Genomic DNA, 20,017 nt, shown 5'->3' with positions numbered 1-20,017 from the left:
CGTCGCTAGCGGGGCGGCTCCTCGGCAACCAGGCGCCGGTACAGGTCTATCGTCTCCGGCATCGGGGGCGCGTCCAATTCGCTGCGAAGCGTGCTCTCGCACTCCTCAAAAGTGCGGATGACCATGGCGCGGTTGCCCTGGGCGCCGTAGCATTGCATCAACACGCGATACGCCTCCTCCCAGCAGTTATCCACGGCCAGCGCCCGCCGGCACCAGGACACCGCCTCGTCGCAGTCGCCGGAGTCGGCCAGGAGTCCGGCCAGGCGGGCGGCCCCCCGCACAAAAGCCTGGCGTAGGCGATCCCGCTCCCTTAGCGTCCACTCCTCGTACAGAAAGTCGCTCAGATAGTCCCCTCGGTACAGGCTCAACCCTTCCCGCAGCAGGCGAATCGTTCTGCGCGGTTCGGTTTCCTGTTCGGCATGGGCCAGGTACTGCTCAAACTCGTCCACGTCGGTGAGCACAGCGGCGGCCGGGTTGAGTCCGTAGGCCGATTCCTTACGCAGCACGAAGAACCCCGCCGAGCGCGCCGGGCGCTGCGGTTCCAACGCGCGGTTCAGCGCGTTCAGCGCAACCTTGAAGCCAACCTCGGCGGACGACGGGTCAGAACGCGGCCACAGGTACTCCAGGATTTGGTCGCGCTGCAGGAACTTGCCCCGATGGGCCAGCAGGAGCGCAAACAGTTGCCGCGCCTTTTCGCGCTGCCACTCGCGCGGCGCGATCTCCTCCTGCGCTCGCCAAATACGCAGCGGCCCCAGCATCCTGACCGTGAGCGAATAGCCTGGGTGCGACTCAAACTCGGCCACGCCCAGGCTCTCCAGAAGCCGAGACACGTAGGCCGGGTGAATGCGCCGCCGCCGCGCCTCCATCAGCAGGGGGATACACCGCTGCGCGTCGGCTGGCCCCAGAAAACTGGGCCGCGTGAGCAGATGCGCGCAGTCGTTTTCCTGCACCAGGCGCAGGAGCGCGTCGGTGTGCAAGGCGAACGCCGCAGGGTCGCCACTCTGCAGATAGGCCAGGCTCAACCACAGGCGGCAGGCAGTGCGCGCGAAGGCGTCGGAGCAACGGAGAAACGCCGTCTCGGCCCGCGCAAGTTCGTCTATGCCCTGCTGGATCCGGCCCGCATGGATGTACACCGCCCCCAGCGTCAGCCGCACCAACGCCGCGATCCACTCGTCGCCGGCGGCCAGGGCGATGTCTATCCCTTCCCGCGCGCACGATTCTGCTTGCCCCACGTCGCCGAAGAACCCGTAGAGCCGCGTCAGACCCCACAGCGGCTCCACGGTCGCGCGGGAGACCTGCAACGACTTGGCCAGGGCGATGGCCTTCCGGTAGCAGGTTTCGGCCTCATCCGGGCGCGGCTTGCCGATTTGCAGCGCATGCCCGAGCCGCATGTACCCCACCGCCTCCACGAACGGCGATTGTAACGCGCGGCCTACCTCAATGCCATCCTCGGCGCAGCGCAGCGTGGCTTCCGGCTCCCCACGGAACGCGTAGATGAGCGAGAGCAGGAGCAGCGTCTCGCGGTGGGCGCGGGCCGGGCGATGGGGCGGCAGCGCCCGCTCCTCGGCGGCGCGCTCCTCCAGCAGGGCCTGGGCCTGGGCGATGCGCCCCGTGCGCAGGAGGACGCGCACATCCAAGTCGGCGGCGCTGGGGCCATCCGACGCCAGGAGTTCGCGCGCCTGCTGTCGCAGCGCCTTGGCTTCATCCAGTCGCCCCAGGTTCGTGCGATTCTCGGCCAGCGCCTCCAACAGGGCCGCGCGCTCGCGCCGATCCTTCTCGTCGGTCAGGCGAAGCGCCTCTTCCAGAAGAGCCTCCGCGCGAAGCGGGCGCACCGTGTCCAGGTACACCGCCCCCTGCGCCCGCAGCGCGCGGCTCAAGCCTGCATTGTCGCCCGTGGCGCGGAAGCGGGCTTCGGCGAGGCTGTACCACTCCAGGGCCTCCTCAAATCGGCTACCCAGGCGGTAGGTATCCCCAAGCCACACCATCAGCAGAGGCGCATCCTCCAGCACGGCATAGGGCAGTGCGGATATCCAGTTCCGCAGCGTGTCCAATCGGCCCGTGCGAATCATCCCCTCGGCGAGCGTGGCAATCTGTTCGGCTGCCTCCACAAAATCGTTGGCGGCCAGATAGTGGACCACCGCTTCTGCGGTCGCGCCTTTCTCCATGTAGAACCGCGCCGCCTGCCGATGTAGGGCGCTCCTGGACAGGCCATGCCCCGCAAGTTGCTCCTGCAGGAAATCCTGAAACAGGTGCTGATAGCGATACTCGTGGGGGCCTGTCTGATACACGAACAGCCCGTCGTCGCACAGGCCGCGCAGGATCGTCTCCGAGCCGCTCCACCCCAGCATCGCATCGCATCCTTCGGGCGTCAGCGAGCGAAGAACGCTGGTTACCAGCAGGAAGTGCTGGCGTTCAGGAGAGGCGCGGTGGAGGACCTCCTTGCCGAGGTAGTCAAAGAGCGGGTCCAACGCTTCGGGCAAAGCCGCCCACACCTCCCCCAGCGAATTCACCGACCCCGACTCCAGAGCCTTCCAGATCATCTGGAGGGCGATCACCCAGCCCTCGGTCTCGCGCGCCAGGCGCTCCACGTCGGCGGGGGCCAGTTGCACCCTGTACTGCGTGTGGAAGAGCGCGTCTATTTCATCCACCGTGAAGGCCAAGTCCTCTGCGCCAACCTCCAGCAGGTGGCCTTTGACTTTCCATCGGTTCAGGGGCAGCAGGGCGGGACGCTGGCGCGCGCTGATGATAAGGTGGACATTGGGGGGCAGGTAATCGGCCAGGCGGGTAACGATGTACGCGATGTCAGGCGTATCGCCGACCAGGTGGAAGTCGTCAATCACCAGGGCGCTCTCGGTGCGCAGGTCGTCGGCGATCTCGTTGATGAGCATGTCGGCGGCCCGCCGCCACGAGGCTGGCCCCCCTGCAGGGCCTTGCCGCAGGAACGCCAGGGTGCTATCGGCGACTTCGGGGAGTTGCAGGCGCAGGGCCGACACGACGTGCAGGAGAAACACGACGGGGTCGGCGTCGGTCTCCGCCGCGCTGTACCAGAACAGCGGCACCTTGCCGCCCGCCAGCGCCTGGGCCAGCGCCGTGGACTTGCCATAGCCCGTGGCCGCCTGCACCAGCGTAACCCGATGCTGCAAGCACCGCAGGATGCGCTCCGACAGGCGCGGCCTGTACAGATTCGGCTGCAGGGGCTTGGGAGGAATCAGTTTCGTCTGCAGGATGAGCGTGTCCGCCAACATGCTTCTATTATAACCTCTGCTGCCGCAGGCGCAAGGTCGCCCCGCGCGGGGCCTGCTCTCTTCGCGCAGGTTCGCGTGGATCCAACGTGCGACGCACCTCGGAGGTGCGTCCCACGTCCCCTACTCGCGTGGATTCGTGTTATTCGCGGTTGCACAGTTCGTAGGGCGGCTTTCCATAGCCGCCGTGGGCACGGGGGCAGGTATGGAAACCTGCTACGCTCCATCCGTTTCGTGCTGCCGCTCATCGGTCTAACCAATCTCCGCCCAAATATATCCACCACCCCGCACGGGGCGACGCGCTTTGCCGTCCGCCGCCCCCTGTGCTACACTGGGGACTATCCGCGAGGGTTCACCCCCGGACAAGACTCGTCGCAGCCTTGGAGGTGGCTATGAGAGATCACACGAAACTGCTGGCGGAACTTTCGGAAGAGTACCGGCGACACTCGCCGAAATCGGCGGCGCTCCACGAGCGGGCCAAAGCCTGCATCGTGGACGGCATGAGCCACGCGCGCCGTTCGGTAACGCCCTTCCCGCCCCGCCCGGTCCGAGCGAAGGGCGCCTGGGTGGTGGATGAGGACGGCCATCGGATTCTGGACTTCTGGCAGGGGCACTACGCCAACATCCTGGGCCACAATGCCGACGTCATCGTATCGGCGGTGGCCCGCGCGCTGGAAGACGGCCAGGGCCTCCAGACCGGATTTGAAGACCGCGCCCACGTGGAAGCCGCGGAGATTCTGTGTCGGCAGACGGGCGCCGAGCGCGTCCGATTCACCACCAGCGGCGCGCTGGCCACCATGTACAGCATCCTCCTGGCCCGCGCCTACACGGGCCGCGACCTGGTGCTGAAGGTGGGCGGGGGCTGGCACGGCGCCCAGCCCTGGGGCCTCAAGGGCGTGAGTTTCCGCGATGCCACTCGCTTCGCCCACATGGAAACGGAGGGCTTCCCCGGCATCATTGACGAGAGTACCCTCGTCTCCCGCTTCAACGACCCCCAACACCTACGAGACATGTTCGCCCAATACGGCGACCGCATCGCCTGCTTCATCGTGGAGCCATTCATCGGGGCGGGTGGGTTTATCCCCGCCACGCCCGAGTACCTGCGCGAGGCGCGCGCCCTCACCGAGCGCTATGGCAGCGTCCTCATCTTTGACGAAGTCATCGCGGGGTTCCGCTTCCGCGCCGGCGACTTGGGCGCGCTCTACGGCGTGCGGCCAGACCTGGCGGCCTTCGGCAAGATCGTCGGCGGGGGGATGCCCGTGGCGGCGGTGGCCGGCCGCGCCGACATCCTGGCCCTGGCCGGCTCCGGCGGCGGCAACCGCGTGCGTTTCACCGGCGGCACGTACTCGGCGCATCCGTCCTCCATGGTCGCGGCCAAAACCGTCATGGAGCACCTGGCGGCCAACGAAGCGACAATCTACCCGCGCCTGGCCGAACTCGGGGCGAAGACGCGCCAAATCATGGAGGCGGCATTCGCCGAAGAGGGGATTCTGGCCCGCTGCACCGGCGACCCGCGCGGCGCCTTCTCGGGCAGTTCCCTCGCCATGCTCCATTTCCCCTACGACAACGCGGTGGAATTCAACAGCCCCGAGGACGTGTACGACCCCAGCAAGTGCGACGTGGCGCTGCGCGACCGTGTGCTCCAGACCGCCCTGCTGCTGGAGGATGTCCACGTCGTGCACGGACTGGGCGCCCTGAGCACGGCCCACACCGAAGCCGACCTGGAATTCCTGCGCGAGGCCTGCCGCCGCGTGGCCCGGCGCATCAAGCCGCACCTGTAGCGGCCCGGCGGGCGCGGGGGATGAGCGCGCGCATCCCCATCTCCCGCTCGCCTGTTGGCGCCCGCCGTGGCGACGGTTGAAGTCCCGGAGCAATCCCTGTTCTACATTCGCGTAGATTCGCGCCATTCGCGGTTACCACCCTCGCGCAGGCTTTTTGCCAAATCGGGCCTTCTGTGCTAGACTTGTCGCGATGCCCCCGTAGCTCAGGTGGATAGAGCACCGGCCTCCGGAGCCGGGTGCGAGCGTTCGAGTCGCTCCGGGGGTACCTGTCGGACGTAGAAGAGCACAGAGTTGCGGCGCACCAACTCTGTGCTCGTTTTGTTTTGCGGACAGCGCGAGCCGCAAGTGAACGCAAATGTCCCCGCCGCCTACCGCTTCCACGGCGGCGTCTCGGGCAGCAGCGCCTCAAACTCCCGAATCAGCGCGGCCTCGTAGTCGCCGGCGAATTCGCCGCGCAGGAAACGCGGGAAACCCTCCTTGTAGAACCGCTCCCACGACTCATCCTCGCGCCCCGGGTTGATGGGGAAGAACAGCGCGTTGTTGGCGCGGGCGGCCTTCAAGTCCCCGGGCGCGTCGCCGATCATCAGCACATGTCCCGCGGGATACTTGCCGCCAGCCGCATACCGCAGGTGGTCGGCCTTCGTGCCCATCTCCTGCCCCGCGATGGCCCGCACGTAGCCGTCTATCCCATGCTCTTGCCACTCGCGCACCAGCGCCTCGGTGGGCGTCTGCGACACAACGACCATATCCGCGTGCTGCGCCATCATCTCCAGGCTCTCGCGCACGTAGGGGAAAGGCGGCACGCCGAAGACGATCTCCTCAATCGTGCGGTTCACCGCCTGGCTCCATTCCAGCGCCTGGGTCAACTCGGGATCGTGGGTCTCGGCCACCAACTCCTTGAGCGAATCGTTGCTCAGCGGGCGCCCCGACGCGATGAACTTGCGAATCTGCGGCGCTTCGGGGATGACAGCGTGGCGTCGCTGCACCTCGGGCCTCTCGCGCAGCAGGTCAAACACCATGACGAGCGCCGGCCAGCGGTTGATGCCCCGCCACTTGGAGTACAGGTTCACGAACTCCGCCGCCTCCCGCGCGTACTTGGACACCGGTTGCAGCCGCCAGTAGCGGATGATGTTGGGGATAAAGCACTCCTTGTGCTTGATCTCCATCGTGTCAAACACGCAGCCATCGGAGTCTATCCCGACGAAGAACTCGCGGGCGGGCTTCAGTTCCACAAGGGGTTTTGCGGCCTCGGGTACGATTGCCATGACTTCGCCTCCGACAGTGAGATTCGTGAACGTTACACGCCGCTGCACGCCGCGAATCCGCCGTCCACGGGGATGACCGCGCCATGGACGAAACGGGCCGCCGGCGACACCAGCCACAACACCGCGCCGATGAGGTCAAACTCCGGGTCGCCCATGCACCCCATGGGCGTGTGCGCCAGAATCGTCTTGCCGCGCTCGGTCCACTGCCCCGTCTGCTCGTCCACCAGCAGGTAGCGGTTCTGATGGGTGAGGAAAAAGCCGGGGGCCAGCGCGTTGACGCGGATTTGGGTGCAGTAGTTCTGCGACATGTGGGTCGCCAGCCACTGGGTGAAGTTGACCACGGCCGCCTTCGCCGCCGAATACGCCACCACGTTCGTGAGCGGGCGGATCGCCGCCATGGACGCAATGTTCAAGATCACGCCCGACTCCTGGCGAGCCATCTGCCGGCCGATGACCTGGCACGGGATGACCGTGCCCATGAGGTTCAGGTCAAACACCCAGCGGAAGGCGGCTTCGGGCAGGTCAAAGAACGACAGGTCCTTGGACGTAGTGGCCTCCCGCTTGTTGCCGCCCGCGCCGTTGATGAGGATGTCCACGCGCCCAAACCGCGCCAGTGTCGCCTCCAGCGCCTGCTCTACGCTCCCGCGGTCCAGCACGTCCACCTTCACGGCGATGGCCTCGGCCCCCAGCGCGGCGCACCGCTGCGCCACCGCCCTCGCCGCCTCCTCGGCCACATCCGCGATCACCAGGTTAGCGCCTGCCCTGGCCAGCGCCTGGGCCACGCTGCTGAACAGCACGCCCCCGGCCCCTGTGATGAAAGCCGTCTTCCCCTGGAGGCCGAACAAAGAAATGAGATATTCCGTGTCCATAGGCTCCTCCTCTCGCTACAAGAATCACCGAGATATGCGATCCGCAGCGATTGTTGCACACGTTCTCATTTCTGTCAAATGGCGGGCCGCCGTGCTGACAACCGCCTACTTACATCTCCCCTCAAACCACTCGCAGGCCTCGCGCACAGCATCCCGTGGCCCCACCAGCATCACCACATCGTTCAGGCGCAGGCGCGTGTCGCCGTGCGGCACGATGACTTCGCCATCGCGCCGAATCCCGATCAATAGCGCGCCCCCCGGTATCGTCAGGTGGCGCAGGCGTACCCCATCAAGCGCGGCATCGCAGATCACCGACTCTCCTAGTTCGGCTTCGTCTTCCTTGTTGGCAATCAGGTCAAAAGCGCTCGGGAACCGCAAAGCACCCTCAAGAGCCAGCGCCGTCGCCATCGCCGGCTGCACCACCAGCACCCCCATATCCTGCAACGCCCTGGCATCCTCGGCGCGGTCGGCCCAGGCTACCACCGTAGGCACCCCGTACACATGCAGCGCCACGCTGCACACATGCCAATTCACCTCGGGCCTACTGGAAACGGACACCACCGCCTCCGCGTTGGCGATGCCTGCCTGCTCCAGAGTGCGCGATTCCAACGGGTCGCCGTGCACTGCCGCAAATCCCTGTTGCCGCACCACTGCGATCCGCGCCTCGTCCCGCCCCACGATGGTAGCGGGCATTTGTTCTGCCGCCAGCCGTCGTGCCACCAGGAGCCCCAGTTCGCTCGCCCCCACGATGACAACCCCCCGGCGCGCCTTCTCTTCCACCCGCGGGGCAAACCGCAGAAAGAGCAGCGGCGAAGCAGTACAGGTAACGATGGCCACAAGAATGATCGCGCTGTTCACAGCCTCGGATATTGTCCCTAACTCCAGGGCAATTGCCGACGCCGCGATGATAAGCGACAGCCGCGAGGACAGGAGCAGCCCTGCGCTCAGCGCCTCACGCCACGAGAACCGCATGCGCAGCAACAACGCAGGCGCTACTTTCACCACATACGCCGCAACCAAAAGCACCGGCAGCAGCACCAATGCCGCTGGTGAATTCACCAGCGACCCTAAATCAAAGCGCACGCCCACCATGATGAAGAATATCGGAATGAAAAAGCCAAATCCGATGGCCTCCAATTTCTCTCGTAGGGGCGCTTCTCGGTTCCCGCCCAGAAGGCTCACCAACGCGCCGGCCAGGAACGCCCCCAGGATAATCTCCAGCCCCAGAGCCTGGGCCAGCATCACCCACAGTACAATGAGGGCAAACGCCCCCCGCACCCGAATTTGCGCCGTAGCGCTAGACAATTCCGTTATGACCCGCCTCACCACGCCTATGCGCTGGAGAGCCTGCGCCACCCGCAGAAGGACGAAAAACGCCACAACCAGCACCAACACCAACAGCAAGTCTGGCGTCAATCCCCGCTGCTGAATGGCCACCACCACGCTGATGAGCAGAAGCGTTGCGAAATCGGCGAGAAGGGCGCTCACCAGGATCGTCTGCCCGTACGCCGACGAAATCATGCGCCGTTCCTTCAGCACGGGCACCACAACCCCCAACGATGTCGTGCTGAGAATCAGGCCCATCAAGATTGGCGTCCGTATCAGCCCCATAGCAGCGAACCAGAACGAAACCACCACCGAGAGAGTAACCGTAAGCATAAAGATCAAACTGCCAAGCATGACGGGGGAGACTGGCCGCCGCTCCGAAGACGATGGCCGATTCTGAGGCACCAGCACCGTGAAATCCACCTCCAGGCCCGACAGGAACATCAAGAACGCAAAACCGAATTCGGCCAGGAAAGCCAGTGAGGGCGATTCGTGCACAAGGTTCAGGCCACTCCTACCGATGATCATGCCCACCAGAATCTCGCCCACGACGATGGGAATCTGAATCCTGCGGAAAGCGGTGGATAGGAGGGGAACGGCTGCCGCCAGGACGGTTATCAGAAACAACGGCACAAAGGTTGTCTCTCCCATGTCTTCTCCGCGTTATGTCTACTCATTGCGGCCTGGCGGCCCTACCACAAGCACAGCAGCACCCTGGACCTTCCGCGCCTTCAGGCGCTGCAGTGCGCGGTTGGCGTCGCCCAGGGAATACGTCTCCACCTCGGTGCGCACGGGCACCTGCGCGGCGGCCTCCAGCAGCCCCAGGGCGTCCTCCCGCGTGCTGTTGGCCACGCTCCGCACCGTGCGCTCGTGGTACAGCAGGTCGTAGGGCATCGCCGGGACGTCGCTCATGGTGATGCCGGCCAGCGCCAGCGTCCCGCCCTTTTCCAGCGCCGCCAACGCCTGTGGCACCAGCGCGCCCGCCGGCGCGAAGATGATGCTCGCATGCATTCGCGCCCCGGCATCGTTCTCGGCCCCGCCTACCCACACCGCGCCCAACTCCCGCGCCAGCGCCCGATGTCCCGCGCCCCGCGTGAAGACGTACACCCGGCACCCCCAATGGCGCGCGATCTGCAGCACGATGTGCGCCGACGCGCCGAACCCGTACAGGCCCAGGTTTTGCCCGGGCTGCACGCCGCTCAGCCGAAGCGCCCGATAACCGATGATCCCCGCGCACAGCAACGGGGCGGCCTCCACGTCCGAAAACCCTTCGGGCAGGCGGTACACGAACCGCGCATCGGCCACGGCGTACTCCGCGTACCCGCCGTCGCGGTGCAGGCCGGTGAACTGCGCGCGCTCGCACAGGTTCTCGCGCCCGCTGCGGCAGAACGCGCACACGCCGCACGTCCAGCCCAACCATCCCACGCCGACTCGCCGGCCCAATTCCAGATGCCCCACGCCGTCGCCCACCTCGTCCACCACGCCCACGATCTGGTGGCCGGGGATGAGGGGCAACCTGGGCAGGCGCAACTCGCCCTCCACCGTGTGCAAGTCCGTGTGGCACACGCCGCACGCGCGAACCCGAATGCGCACCTCGCCGGAGCCAGGGCGCGGATCGGGCAGTTCCACCGCCTCCAGCGGGGCGGTCTCCACAGGGCCGATGTGTCGCAACAGCATGGCTCGCATAGCCCACCTACCTCAGAAATCCTACAGCCATCTCTTCGTCGCTGTCCATCACGACCTCCAGCCGCTTGCCGCCCGTCAGCGCGGGGATGTCCAGCACCCGCACCACATCGCCCCAGCGGGCGTCTTCGGGCAGCAGGTCCGCCAGCGCATTCGGGCTGCCCTCAAAGAACTCCGTCCTGAACAGCGCGCCGGGCGCGTCGGGGAAGATCGCCAGCGGGTATATCTGCGCCTCCACCAAGTCCTGGAAAAAGTGCGTGCCGTAGGAGACCTCCGGGGTGGCGTCTGTGCCCGAAATCCCAAGTTCCACCAGCATCCGCGCATTGTAGATGTCGGCGTAGGACACTTTCACGCCCAGGTCCATGCTAGAACTACCCCATCGCCCCGGGCCGATGAGGATGAACCGTTCGCCCGCCAGTTTCTGATTGAGCCGCCCCACCACCCGCGCCACTTCGGCCTTCTGCGACGGCAAGGGCAGCGCCGCGTATGCATCGGGGCGGATGTAGATGACGTATCGGATGTCGGCCACCCTGCCGTGTGGCACCAGTCGCCGGGAGATGAACAGCGCGCGCTCTTCGGGGATGTCCGGCACCTGCACGCCTTCGGCTTCGGCCATGCTGGCCTGCGGGCGGCACTGGAGCAGGCGGATGTAGGCGCGGGGCTTCCCGCCGTCCGGCGCCAGGTCCAGCGTGAACTCCATGTCCACCGGACGGCCGTATCGCCGCTCCAGCAGCGCCAGGAAGTCGCGCATGTCGGCCGCGAAGTTCGTCTCCGTCAGCAGGCGGTCAAAGGTGAACACCATCCGCACTTTGGTGTCGCGCTCAAAGGGCCGCATGGGCGAGAAGTAGTCGCCATAATCCCACGAGACGAGGTAGGGCAGCGGCGGGTAGTCCTCGTCCACCACCTCTTCTATCGGCAGCGAACGAAACTCGTTATCCTCCATGTCCAGCACATCTATGAAGTGCTGGGAATACCGGCGGATGTCCTCGGTGGTCGTCTCGGGGCGCAACTTGGGATGGCTCAAGGCCACCATGCGCGGGTAGTCGTTGGGGACCCGGTCCACGGCGCGCGTCCCCAGCCCGCAGACCATGCGCACCAGCCCGTCCTCCCGGCGGATGCGCGGGTTCCACCGGAACGGGTTGCGGCTGAAGGCGACGCCCGCCGCCATCGGGAAGAACCAGCGGCCATAACGCTGGCCCTGCACCTTCTGGATGAGGATCGCCATGCGCTCGTCGTAGTCCAGCAGCCCCATCTTCTTGCGGTACAGCAGGGCCGCGGGGTTCACCACGCTGGCGTAGATGCGCGCGATGACGTCGCAGAGCGCCGACAGGTTCTCGTCCAGCGTGCCCTGATTCGGGCAGAAATGGCTCTCGTACTTGCCCGCGAAGGACGTGCCGAAACTGTCCTCCAGCAGGCTAGAAGACCGCACGATGATGGGGACCGGCCCGATGTCCTCCAGCAGGTCGCGCAGCGCCCGGGTGATCTCCGGCGGGAACCGCCCCTGGCGGTACACGTCGTAGATGCGCGGATACGCCGCCTCAATCTCGGCCTGCGGCAGGTACTTCTGATTGATATACTCCAACAGGTGATTGTAGGCATGGAAGTCGTAATAGACATCCGAGCCTACGTAGTACGAATCGGGGATGCTCACCAGCGGGCGTAGTCGCCGGGCCACCTCCGAGTCATCGGTCTGGAGAATCTTCCAGGCCAGGAGCATGCCGGCAGCCTTGCCCCCGATCTTCCCGCGACCGATGCGGCGCTGGCGTATCTCCTTCAGGTCGCGGATGGTGAAAACCCCCCGCGCCACGCCGAGGAACTGCAGGTGATCGCTGATCATCGCCTTGAGCAGGACGACGATGATCTCCTGCAGGTGATGTTGAATCCGCGCTCGCCGCTCCGGCGGCAACGCCTCGTACTCCTCCCCTTTGGCGAACAGGATGTCCCACGGCGCCAGTTCGGGGTTGAAGGTCAGGATGTCGTCATCCGTCAGGCGTTGAGGCCCCAGGATCTCGCTCACGATGCCGCGGAAAAGGTCGTGCGGCAAGTTATACGCGAAGTAGAAATCGGTAAGCGTGTCGCGAATCTGGCGCAGCCGCTCGTTCCACATCTCGGCCGTCTCCTGCACCAGCGGATCCGAAAGCCCCTCGCGCTGCTGCGACAGGATGGCCTTCTCGCGAACTTCCGCCTCAAACCGCTCCTGCGAGATGACGCCGCGCGAGAACAGTTCCTGGCGCATGCGCTCGCGGATTCGCGACGCCAGGATGGGATACTGGCTGATCTCCAGATACAGTTGCAACACCTTGGGCATGAACCGCCCGTTCTCGTCCATGGTGGCCTCACGCTGGGATAATACAACCCGTCCGCGCCGCCCGCGCGCCCCGTTGTGGCGCGGTCATCCCGAACCTATTGTAACACAAAGTCCCGCCGATTGACGAAACGCGACAACGGGGATGACCAGCATAGAGCGTAGGGCAGGTTCCCATACCTGCCCGGCGGATATGGAAAGCCGCCCTACTGTCAGGATTTCGGGGTGGGCGAATCGGCCTCGCGGCGCGCGGATGCGGCGTCCGACGCGCTCCCCGCGCCGCCCAACGCGTACAGGAGCGCCAGCACCCCCCAAAGCAGGACGCTGCCCTTCGTGCCCCACACGGCCACGTCCAGCAGCCCCTGGGCCAGCAGGGCCGCCAGGCTCGCGACGGCCCCGGCCGCCAGGGACCACAGGTCGTCGCCGGCCGCCCGCAGCCGACGCAGGGCCACGATGGCGCGCCACGCGGCCATGGCCATCACCGCCACAAGCGCCGCAAGCCCCGGCAGCCCCAGATCCAGCGCCGCCTGAAGGTAAAGGCTATGCGCTCCCGGCTGGCTGAAGGCCGCGTACCCGTACAGGTCGCGCAGGGCCACATTGAACCCGCCCATGCCCACGCCGGTCAGCGGGAAGTCGCCGATGAGCATCGTGGCGTAATGCCACATCCGCAAACGGAACGCGAAGGTGGATATGTCCAGAATGTCCGACTCCATCGGCGGCTGCCAGGCCCCGCCCGCCAGCGCCCAGTAGCCGACGCCCGCGGCCAGCGCCGCCGCAAGGAGCAAGGCCGCCGCCAGCGCCGCGCGTCGGCGCACCATCAGCACGGCCAGGATCGCGCCCCCTGCCAGGAACGCCGCCCAGGCCCCGCGGGATTTCGTGAGGAACAGCACCACGAGCATCAGCAGGCAGGCTACGGCCCAGACGCCGCGCGCCCCCCACAGCCTGCGGGCCAGGGTTCGCCTCGCCGACACCGTCGGGGGCCTCAGCGCCCACGCCAGCGGGATGAAGATCACGCACAGCAGCGCCCCCGCCATGATATTGGGGTGCACCGTGTCGCTGACCAGGCGCGGGAACAGGGCATACACGGATGGCGGGAAGAATGTCTTGCGCGCGGTGAACCAGTTCACCACAAAGGGCGACGCCAGCGCCAGCGCCACCCCCGCGCCTGCAAGCCCCGCCCCAACGGCAGCCACGCGCTCGCGCGTCCGCGCCCACGCCGCCAGCGCCCAGAACATCCCCAGGCCGGCCCACAACTGCCAGACTCGCGGCCATGTGGCGTCGGGCGTCTGCGTGATCGCCGCCGACACCAGCGACATCGCGGCGAGCACCGCCATCGCGCCCCAGGCAGGCGGACGCCGCAGGCCACGCCCCACGCCTATCAGGGCCAGCCCCGCCGCCACGCCCAGACACGCCGCCCAGCCGAATGCGGGCGCAACCGCTGCGGCCCCTGCAGCCGCCACGATCAACGCCGCGCCCGCCGTCTCTGCCCAACTACGCCGCGCCGCCTTCATCTGGCCCTCGCCCGCCGCTCATCTCCTGCCGCAGCCGCTGCTTCAGCACCCGCCACAGAAACAGCGGGTTGCCGATGACATAGCGCCGCCACAGGCGTCGCGGCTCAATGATCAGCCGCCCCAGCCACTCCAGCCCGTGGTCGTTCATCCACTTGGGCGCGCGGCGCAACTCGCCCGAAACGTAGTCAAACAGCGCGCCGCATGTGAATGCCACGTTCACGTCCAGGCGCTCCCAGTTGTCGGCCAGCCACCGCTCCTGCAGGGGCATCCCGAACCCCACAAACAGGATGTTGGGCCGGGCCGCGTTGATCTGCTGGATGACCGCCTCGTTTTCTGCGCTACCTGGCGTCTTGTCAAAGTAGCCGTGGTGCGTGCCCGCGATGCGCAGGTTCGGGAAGCGCTCCCGAAGGCGCGCGGCGGCCTTGTCGGCCACGCCAGGGCGCGAGCCGAGCAGGAAGAAGGAAAAGCCCTCCCTCGCGGCCATGTCGGCCAAATCCCATATCCAATCGGCGAACACGATACGGCGCGGCGTCCGATGGCCTAAAACCCGCGCGCCCCACCGAAGCCCCTCGCCCTCCAATCGCACGATGTTGGCCCGATTGAGGAAATCTCGGAACCACGGCTTCTCGTAGGCCAGGTTGAACGAGAACACGTTGCCCGACGCCACAAGGATTTTGCGCCCCGAACGCACGGATTCGGCCACCGTGCGGATAAGGCCATCCCAGTCCAGCAAGGTCAGTTTGGCACCGATGAGGTTGATGGAATGCCAAGACTCGTTCATTTCCCCGTCTCCTGCCCAGAGGGCGAGAGGCCCGCCGCGGAGACAGTGTCCTTCACCTTCGCAGCGAGGATCAGCCCCCACAGCGTCCACAATGTCATCGTGAGCGTCTGATCCCACCACCAAGCGTCGGCCAGTTCGCGGACGTTGAAGCACAGCATCGCGATGGCCACCGCGACCCAGAACCCGCGCGCCCCTTGCGACGCGCCACTCCGTTTCAACCCTCGGAAAATCTCGCGCCAGATGGACACCCACAGCCCGATGTACAGCACAAGCCCCACCACGCCGTGCCGGAAACCCATGGCCAGGATGCTGCTGTGGCTTCCCGCCGAGAACGACGAGCGGACGCCCGGAATCCGCGCCTGCACGCCCCAGCCGGCGATGGGATGTTCAGGCAGAAGGCGAAACGTCTCCAGGTAAACCCGCGTCCGCACCGAGATGCTGCCGGGCCGCCACTCCACGGCCACGGCCCGCCACAGGTCGTCCAGCCCCCCGAATCCGATGACGATGCCCAGAATCGCCAGGACGACCAGGGCCGCCGCGCCCGCGTACAGGGCCGTCCTTGCCCGCCTGTTGAGCGATCGCGAGGCGTACACGCCAAACGCCGCCAGCCCCACGCCGAACGCCAGGTACGCCACGCGCGACTCCGCCCCGGCCAGGCACACGAGCAGCCCCGCCAGCGCCAGGCCCAACACGACACGCGTGCGGCCCTTCGCCTCGGACATCTGCCATGCCACAAACGGGATGAGGAGCAGGGAGATGATGCTTAGCGAAGACGGCGTCAGCGTGAGGCTTGTGAGCCGCCCAGGAAACAGTGCGGCCCCCTCTGCCGAAACCACGGCAAGCCGCCGAATCGCAACAGACCGGAAGAATGTAGAAGACTCCACAAGGTAGCCAGGCAGGAGCCTGCCCACCGCAGAAAGCATCTCGCCGCGCCACAGCCCCAGCGCGTAGATCAGCCCCCCCGCGGCCACAAACACCGCCAGCCACTTCAACCCCCGCGCCGCCTGGTTCCATTCCTTTGCCGTGCGAACGGCATTCCCGAAGAGGAACAGCATCATCACCTGCGACCAGGCCGCGGCAGTCTCCTTCACGAAGATGTCGGCGTATTCCCGATCCACCCACAACGCGGGCACCAGCCACCAAGCCGCCAGCAACCCCGCCCACACCACGGGCGCGCTCACGGTGAACCGGCCCCGCGCCTGCCACAGGTACCGCGCCGTCTCCCACGTCAAGAACAAGGGCGGCAGGATTTGCTCCACGCCCAAAATCCACCACAGCGGCCACAACGCCAGGAACAGCATCAGGTCAACGGAGAACGGCGTGGACACGAACGGTACAGGCCACGGGCGATCCTCGCCGGCTCCTGCGTCCCCCTTCGCCAGTCCACGGAACCTAATGGGCATTCTCGCCAACCTTCCCCTCAAGCACGGCCTGATACAGCGAGCGATACTCCTCCACCACGCGCTCCAGCGCGTATCGCCGCGCCGCCTCAAAACACGCGAGCGCCATGCGCCGCGCAAGGGACGGTTCGCCTGCGATGCGCCCGATCACCTCGGCCAGCGCGCGGGCATCCCCCGGCGGCACCAGCCACCCCGTCTCGCCTGGCGCCACGAGTTCCGGAAGCCCCCCCGAGGCCGCCGCGATCACCGGCTTGCCAAACGCATAGGCCTCCACCACCACATTCCCGAAGATCTCGGGGTACACCGAGGGGACCACCATCGCATCGCATTCGGCGAGCAGGCGCGCCTTCGCCTCGCCGAACACCGCGCCGTGGAAGGCTATCCGCGGGTGGCCGCCGTAGCGCCGGCGCAGCGCCCCCTCCAGCGTGCCCCACCCTGCCACGTCCAGCCGCAGGTTCGGGCAGCGGTCCGCGCACGCCGCGACCGCCTCGCACAGCAGGTCCACCCCCTTCGCCTGCTCCAGCCGCCCCAGGTACAGCAGCCGCACGTCCGGACCTTCCGCCACACGCGACGTGGCGCGCACGCGCTCCAAGGCCTGCAACGTCAGCCCATGCGAGTTGGGGATCACCCGCGAGGTGGCGCGCGGGAAGAATCCCCGTTGCAGGTGCGCGTCCAACGTGTAGCGGCTGGGAGCCACCGCCGCCGCCACCGCCCGCGACAGCCCCGCCCGCAGCGACGAGTACGGGCGCATGAACCAGGTCCCCCTCTCGGCCCACGCGCCCACGCGGCTCTCAAGAGTACCCTCCGGGCTGAACAACTCGTAGTCGCGACACGTGTGGACGATGGGGATACCCTCGGCGCCCGCCGCCGCCCACACCGACGGCGACAGGCCGCGCAGTTTGTTGACATGCACGATGTCGGGCCGCTCCCGACGCAGGATGCCCCGCACAACCCGATAGGCATGGAGATTCCACATGTCCAGCAGTTGCCACGGGACGCGTTTCCACATGGGCTGCTCGTCCTTATCGCCCACCCAGTACAGGTTCCGGGGCAGGAACGAATAGACGGTTACATCCCCCTCTCGCTCCACGCGCAGGCGTCGCTCGCGCGTTGTTGTAATCACCGCCACGGAGTCGCCCCTGTCCGCAAGGCCCTGCGCCAGCATCCGAGCCGAGCGCACGGCCCCGCCCCCGGCCTGCAGGTCATAGATGTACGAGACAATCGCCACCTTCATCTAACGAACCCCTCGGAGCGCCCCGACGACCTTGCGCACCTCGCGTAGCCCCACCGCGTAGGCCGTCGCCGCCAGGAACACCCCGCAGCCTAACATTCCGCCCGCGAGCAGGGCGAGATTGAGCACGCGACCACCCAGGGCCGCGCGAACCAGCGCCTGCAAGGCCACCGCCCCCAGCCACGCGCTTGCCGCCACCAGCGCCAGCCGCCACGCGCCGCGCCCGTCCACAATCTGCACGCGGGCAGGGCGCAGCATCGCAAAGTAGAGCCAGGTGAACGAAACCGCACTGGCCAGCGCCGTCGCCAACCCCAGCGCGCGCAGGCCCAGGCCCGCCCAAATGAGCACTGCCTCGCACGCCAGAAGCGTGGCCGACGATAGAACGGCGGACGTGAACAGAACCCGCAAGCGCCTGGCCGCGTAGGCCAGCCCGCTGGGGATGCGCGTCGCCGCCTCGCCCAGCACGGCCGGCGCGAACATCTGCAGCGCCAGGGCCAGCGTCTGCACGTCGCCCGCCCCGAACTGCCCGCGCCCGAAGATCACCGCCGTCAGCGGCACGGGCAGCGCCAGCATGATCACCGCCACCGGTATGGCCACCAACATCACCTGCCGAAACTCGGAACGGAAGTCGGTTCTGATTTGCCCTGCACTGCGGCGTATGGTCGTGATGAGAAAGCCGCGGAACACGAACCGCTCCAGCGTGTTGATGATCCGCCGTGCGTAGTTGGCGGCGGTGATGCTACCCGGCGGCAGGAGCGATGCCAGCATCTGCTCGCCCAGCGTGGCGGCCACATAGACCCCCTGGCCGGCCAACGGCACGCCCACCATCGCAAGCATGGCCCGCAGCCGGGCCGATGTGGGCCATGCGGGGGCGCACCGCACCTTCAGCACGGCGGGCATCAGCGCCAAGCCCAGCGCCGCCTCCAGCGCCGCGCCCAGCGTCAATCCCCACGCCGCCAGCGCCAACCTTTGGCTCGCCGGCGCGCCCAGGACGAAGCCGACCGACAAGGCGATGCCCGCGATTCGAGCCACCGTCGGGAGCCACATAATGCCCTCGTGGTAGTAGATGGCGCGGAACGTCTCGGCCAGCGCCAGAAACGCCAACAGCCACGCCAGGATGGCCGCCAGCGGCACGGCGGCCAGGCGCGTCTCGGCCGAAGCGCCGGGGATGGTAACGGGCAGCCACCAGGCGCTGGTGAGCGACAGGATCACCGAGATCGGCAACGCCAGCGCCGCGATGACGGAGATGGCCTCGCGGTAGGCCGTGCGGCGGTCCGCCTCGCCCGCGAACAGCCCCATGAACGAATTGGTAAGGCTTTGGAACATCCCGCGGCCCACCTTCTGCGGCAGCGCATAAGCGGCATACAGCGCGTCGGATTGCGCGCCCAACCCAAAGGCTGCCGCGATGACCACGTCCAGCAGAAAACTTGCCACGGCCTCGGTGCCGAACAGCAGGTTCAACACCGCCGAGCGGCCAAGAAACGAGAGGGAACCGCCTTCTTCCACATGCGAGGGGTCAGCCATTATGTCAACCTATACGGCAAGTTGTCATGGTTGGCGGGCCAGGCGTTCCAGGCCGCGGCGCGCCGCGTCGTCGTCGGGATCCAGTTCCAGCACCTTGCGGAACATGGCCTCGGCGTCCGCCAGCCGTCCCGTGTCCTCGTAGAGAGACGCCAGCCCCCTGTACGCCCACTTCATGCTGGGATCCACGGCGATGGCCTGTAGGAACAGTTGCTCGGCGCGGGCCGCATCGCCCTGCTTCCAGACCAGTTCGCCCAACCGAACGTAGCCCCAGTAGTAGGGCGCATTGACCACCAACCACTCGTAGTCCGCGAGGGCGTCGTCAGGCCGACCCAACTTCCGCAGCGCATTGGCGTGGCCCAGATGCGCCTGCCGCTCCATCCACGTCTCCGGGAACGAGGCCACGGCCAGGGCTTGCTCGTACAAGGCCAGAGCCGCCTGCCAGTCCTCGGCGGCCTCGTGCAGCACAGCCTTGCGCACGTAGGCCTCGCCCGCCTCGGGCGCCGTGGCGATGGCCCGGTCGTACCAATCCATGGCCCGCGCCGTGGCGCCCTCCTTCTGCGCCTGCCGCCCGCTGCGCGTGAAATCGGCGCCGGGGATGCCGCCGCGACGCCACTCTGCGCCTGCCTCCTGGCGCGCGCCCCGCTGCCAGAGCACGAAGCCGCGCCCGCGATGAGCCGCCGCGTTCCCTGCATCCAGCGCCAGCGCCGTCGCCAGGAGCGCCTCGGCGCGGGCCAGGTCGCCGTCGGACGCGGCGCCCTCTGCCCGGTGGGCATGGCGATACAGGGCCAGCATGGCCGCATTGCTGTAGCCCCGACTCAGCGCCGGCCGCGCCACCGCCATCGCCGCGATGACGCCCACGAGCGCCAATATCACCAAGGTTGCGCGTCTGCCTTTGCGCATGAGGCTCACCCGCCTCCACACCGTATCCCAGACCTTGCGCGTCTCCAGGGGTTGACCGCATCCACCGTTGCGCGGTGCATTATATCACGCCGCAACCGGCGCGGCAACCGCGACCGCGACGCGCTTCAGAGTGCGGATGTTTGTCCTCCCGCACAGCCACCCCCTTCTCCCCCGCGTGCGGGGAGATGGGGGCCAGGGG

13 protein-coding genes and 1 tRNA gene are annotated in these 20,017 nt (G+C 67.1%); 2 read left to right on the top strand and 12 right to left on the bottom strand.

From position 1 onward, the window contains the following. Positions 1–5: 5 nt before the first annotated feature. A complete protein-coding gene (locus H5T65_00555) occupies positions 6–3,245 on the bottom strand; it encodes a tetratricopeptide repeat protein (GenBank protein ID MBC7257716.1) in 3,240 nt (1,079 codons plus the stop codon). Between the two features lie 389 nt (positions 3,246–3,634). Here H5T65_00555 and H5T65_00550 point away from each other — a divergent pair, with 389 nt between their 5' ends. Together H5T65_00550 and H5T65_00545 are read left to right on the top strand one after the other, a co-directional pair. After that, positions 3,635–5,023 (top strand): aminotransferase class III-fold pyridoxal phosphate-dependent enzyme, encoded by a 1,389-nt coding sequence (locus H5T65_00550; protein MBC7257715.1) that lies wholly within the window; start codon positions 3,635–3,637, stop codon positions 5,021–5,023. A gap of 192 nt (positions 5,024–5,215) precedes the next feature. Further along, a tRNA-Arg gene (locus H5T65_00545) sits at positions 5,216–5,288 on the top strand. A 103-nt stretch (positions 5,289–5,391) separates the two neighbouring features. On the opposite strand, the gene H5T65_00540 is transcribed toward H5T65_00545, so the two are convergent. From H5T65_00540 to H5T65_00490, 11 genes are all read right to left on the bottom strand, one after another. After that, the gene (locus H5T65_00540) at positions 5,392–6,288 is read right to left on the bottom strand and encodes an HAD family hydrolase (protein ID MBC7257714.1); all 897 of its coding nucleotides are present in this window, start codon (positions 6,286–6,288) and stop codon (positions 5,392–5,394) included. A gap of 32 nt (positions 6,289–6,320) precedes the next feature. Further along, positions 6,321–7,157 (bottom strand): SDR family oxidoreductase, encoded by an 837-nt coding sequence (locus tag H5T65_00535; GenBank protein ID MBC7257713.1) that lies wholly within the window; start codon positions 7,155–7,157, stop codon positions 6,321–6,323. Positions 7,158–7,262: 105 nt separating this feature from the next. Next, a complete protein-coding gene (locus H5T65_00530) occupies positions 7,263–9,134 on the bottom strand; it encodes a cation:proton antiporter (GenBank protein ID MBC7257712.1) in 1,872 nt (623 codons plus the stop codon). An 18-nt stretch (positions 9,135–9,152) separates the two neighbouring features. Further along, positions 9,153–10,169, bottom strand: coding sequence for a zinc-dependent alcohol dehydrogenase family protein (locus H5T65_00525; GenBank protein ID MBC7257711.1), 1,017 nt, complete (start codon positions 10,167–10,169; stop codon positions 9,153–9,155). 7 nt (positions 10,170–10,176) lie between these two features. After that, the gene (locus H5T65_00520; protein ID MBC7257710.1) at positions 10,177–12,495 is read right to left on the bottom strand and encodes a PEP/pyruvate-binding domain-containing protein; all 2,319 of its coding nucleotides are present in this window, start codon (positions 12,493–12,495) and stop codon (positions 10,177–10,179) included. A 188-nt stretch (positions 12,496–12,683) separates the two neighbouring features. After that, positions 12,684–13,982 (bottom strand): O-antigen ligase family protein, encoded by a 1,299-nt coding sequence (locus H5T65_00515; protein MBC7257709.1) that lies wholly within the window; start codon positions 13,980–13,982, stop codon positions 12,684–12,686. Then, the gene (locus tag H5T65_00510; protein ID MBC7257708.1) at positions 13,963–14,763 is read right to left on the bottom strand and encodes a WecB/TagA/CpsF family glycosyltransferase; all 801 of its coding nucleotides are present in this window, start codon (positions 14,761–14,763) and stop codon (positions 13,963–13,965) included. Before H5T65_00510 ends, H5T65_00515 begins: the two co-directional genes overlap by 20 nt. Then, on the bottom strand, positions 14,760–16,166 hold the full coding sequence (locus tag H5T65_00505; protein MBC7257707.1) for an O-antigen ligase family protein: 1,407 nt from the start codon (positions 16,164–16,166) through the stop codon (positions 14,760–14,762). Before H5T65_00505 ends, H5T65_00510 begins: the two co-directional genes overlap by 4 nt. After that, the gene (locus H5T65_00500; protein ID MBC7257706.1) at positions 16,156–17,397 is read right to left on the bottom strand and encodes a glycosyltransferase family 4 protein; all 1,242 of its coding nucleotides are present in this window, start codon (positions 17,395–17,397) and stop codon (positions 16,156–16,158) included. Before H5T65_00500 ends, H5T65_00505 begins: the two co-directional genes overlap by 11 nt. Further along, a complete protein-coding gene (locus H5T65_00495) occupies positions 17,398–18,918 on the bottom strand; it encodes a hypothetical protein (GenBank protein MBC7257705.1) in 1,521 nt (506 codons plus the stop codon). It abuts the gene before it with no gap. A gap of 24 nt (positions 18,919–18,942) precedes the next feature. Next, on the bottom strand, positions 18,943–19,818 hold the full coding sequence (locus H5T65_00490) for a tetratricopeptide repeat protein (GenBank protein MBC7257704.1): 876 nt from the start codon (positions 19,816–19,818) through the stop codon (positions 18,943–18,945). Positions 19,819–20,017 lie beyond the last annotated feature (199 nt).

Source organism: Chloroflexota bacterium, from assembly GCA_014360805.1.
GTDB lineage: Bacteria > Chloroflexota > Anaerolineae > DTLA01 > DTLA01 > DTLA01.
Note: the sequence above shows the minus strand (reverse complement) of the source record. Positions and strands in the feature narration are given on the sequence as shown.

Bases quoted from the DNA above. Each gene is read 5' to 3' on its own strand.
- H5T65_00555 (MBC7257716.1), bottom strand. From the start codon at position 3,245: ATGTTGGCGGACACGCTCATCCTGCAGACGAAACTGATTCCTCCCAAG.
- H5T65_00550 (MBC7257715.1), top strand. From the start codon at position 3,635: ATGAGAGATCACACGAAACTGCTGGCGGAACTTTCGGAAGAGTACCGG.
- H5T65_00540 (MBC7257714.1), bottom strand. From the start codon at position 6,288: ATGGCAATCGTACCCGAGGCCGCAAAACCCCTTGTGGAACTGAAGCCC.
- H5T65_00535 (MBC7257713.1), bottom strand. From the start codon at position 7,157: ATGGACACGGAATATCTCATTTCTTTGTTCGGCCTCCAGGGGAAGACG.
- H5T65_00530 (MBC7257712.1), bottom strand. From the start codon at position 9,134: ATGGGAGAGACAACCTTTGTGCCGTTGTTTCTGATAACCGTCCTGGCG.
- H5T65_00525 (MBC7257711.1), bottom strand. From the start codon at position 10,169: ATGCGAGCCATGCTGTTGCGACACATCGGCCCTGTGGAGACCGCCCCG.
- H5T65_00520 (MBC7257710.1), bottom strand. From the start codon at position 12,495: ATGGACGAGAACGGGCGGTTCATGCCCAAGGTGTTGCAACTGTATCTG.
- H5T65_00515 (MBC7257709.1), bottom strand. From the start codon at position 13,982: ATGAAGGCGGCGCGGCGTAGTTGGGCAGAGACGGCGGGCGCGGCGTTG.
- H5T65_00510 (MBC7257708.1), bottom strand. From the start codon at position 14,763: ATGAACGAGTCTTGGCATTCCATCAACCTCATCGGTGCCAAACTGACC.
- H5T65_00505 (MBC7257707.1), bottom strand. From the start codon at position 16,166: ATGCCCATTAGGTTCCGTGGACTGGCGAAGGGGGACGCAGGAGCCGGC.
- H5T65_00500 (MBC7257706.1), bottom strand. From the start codon at position 17,397: ATGAAGGTGGCGATTGTCTCGTACATCTATGACCTGCAGGCCGGGGGC.
- H5T65_00495 (MBC7257705.1), bottom strand. From the start codon at position 18,918: ATGGCTGACCCCTCGCATGTGGAAGAAGGCGGTTCCCTCTCGTTTCTT.
- H5T65_00490 (MBC7257704.1), bottom strand. From the start codon at position 19,818: ATGCGCAAAGGCAGACGCGCAACCTTGGTGATATTGGCGCTCGTGGGC.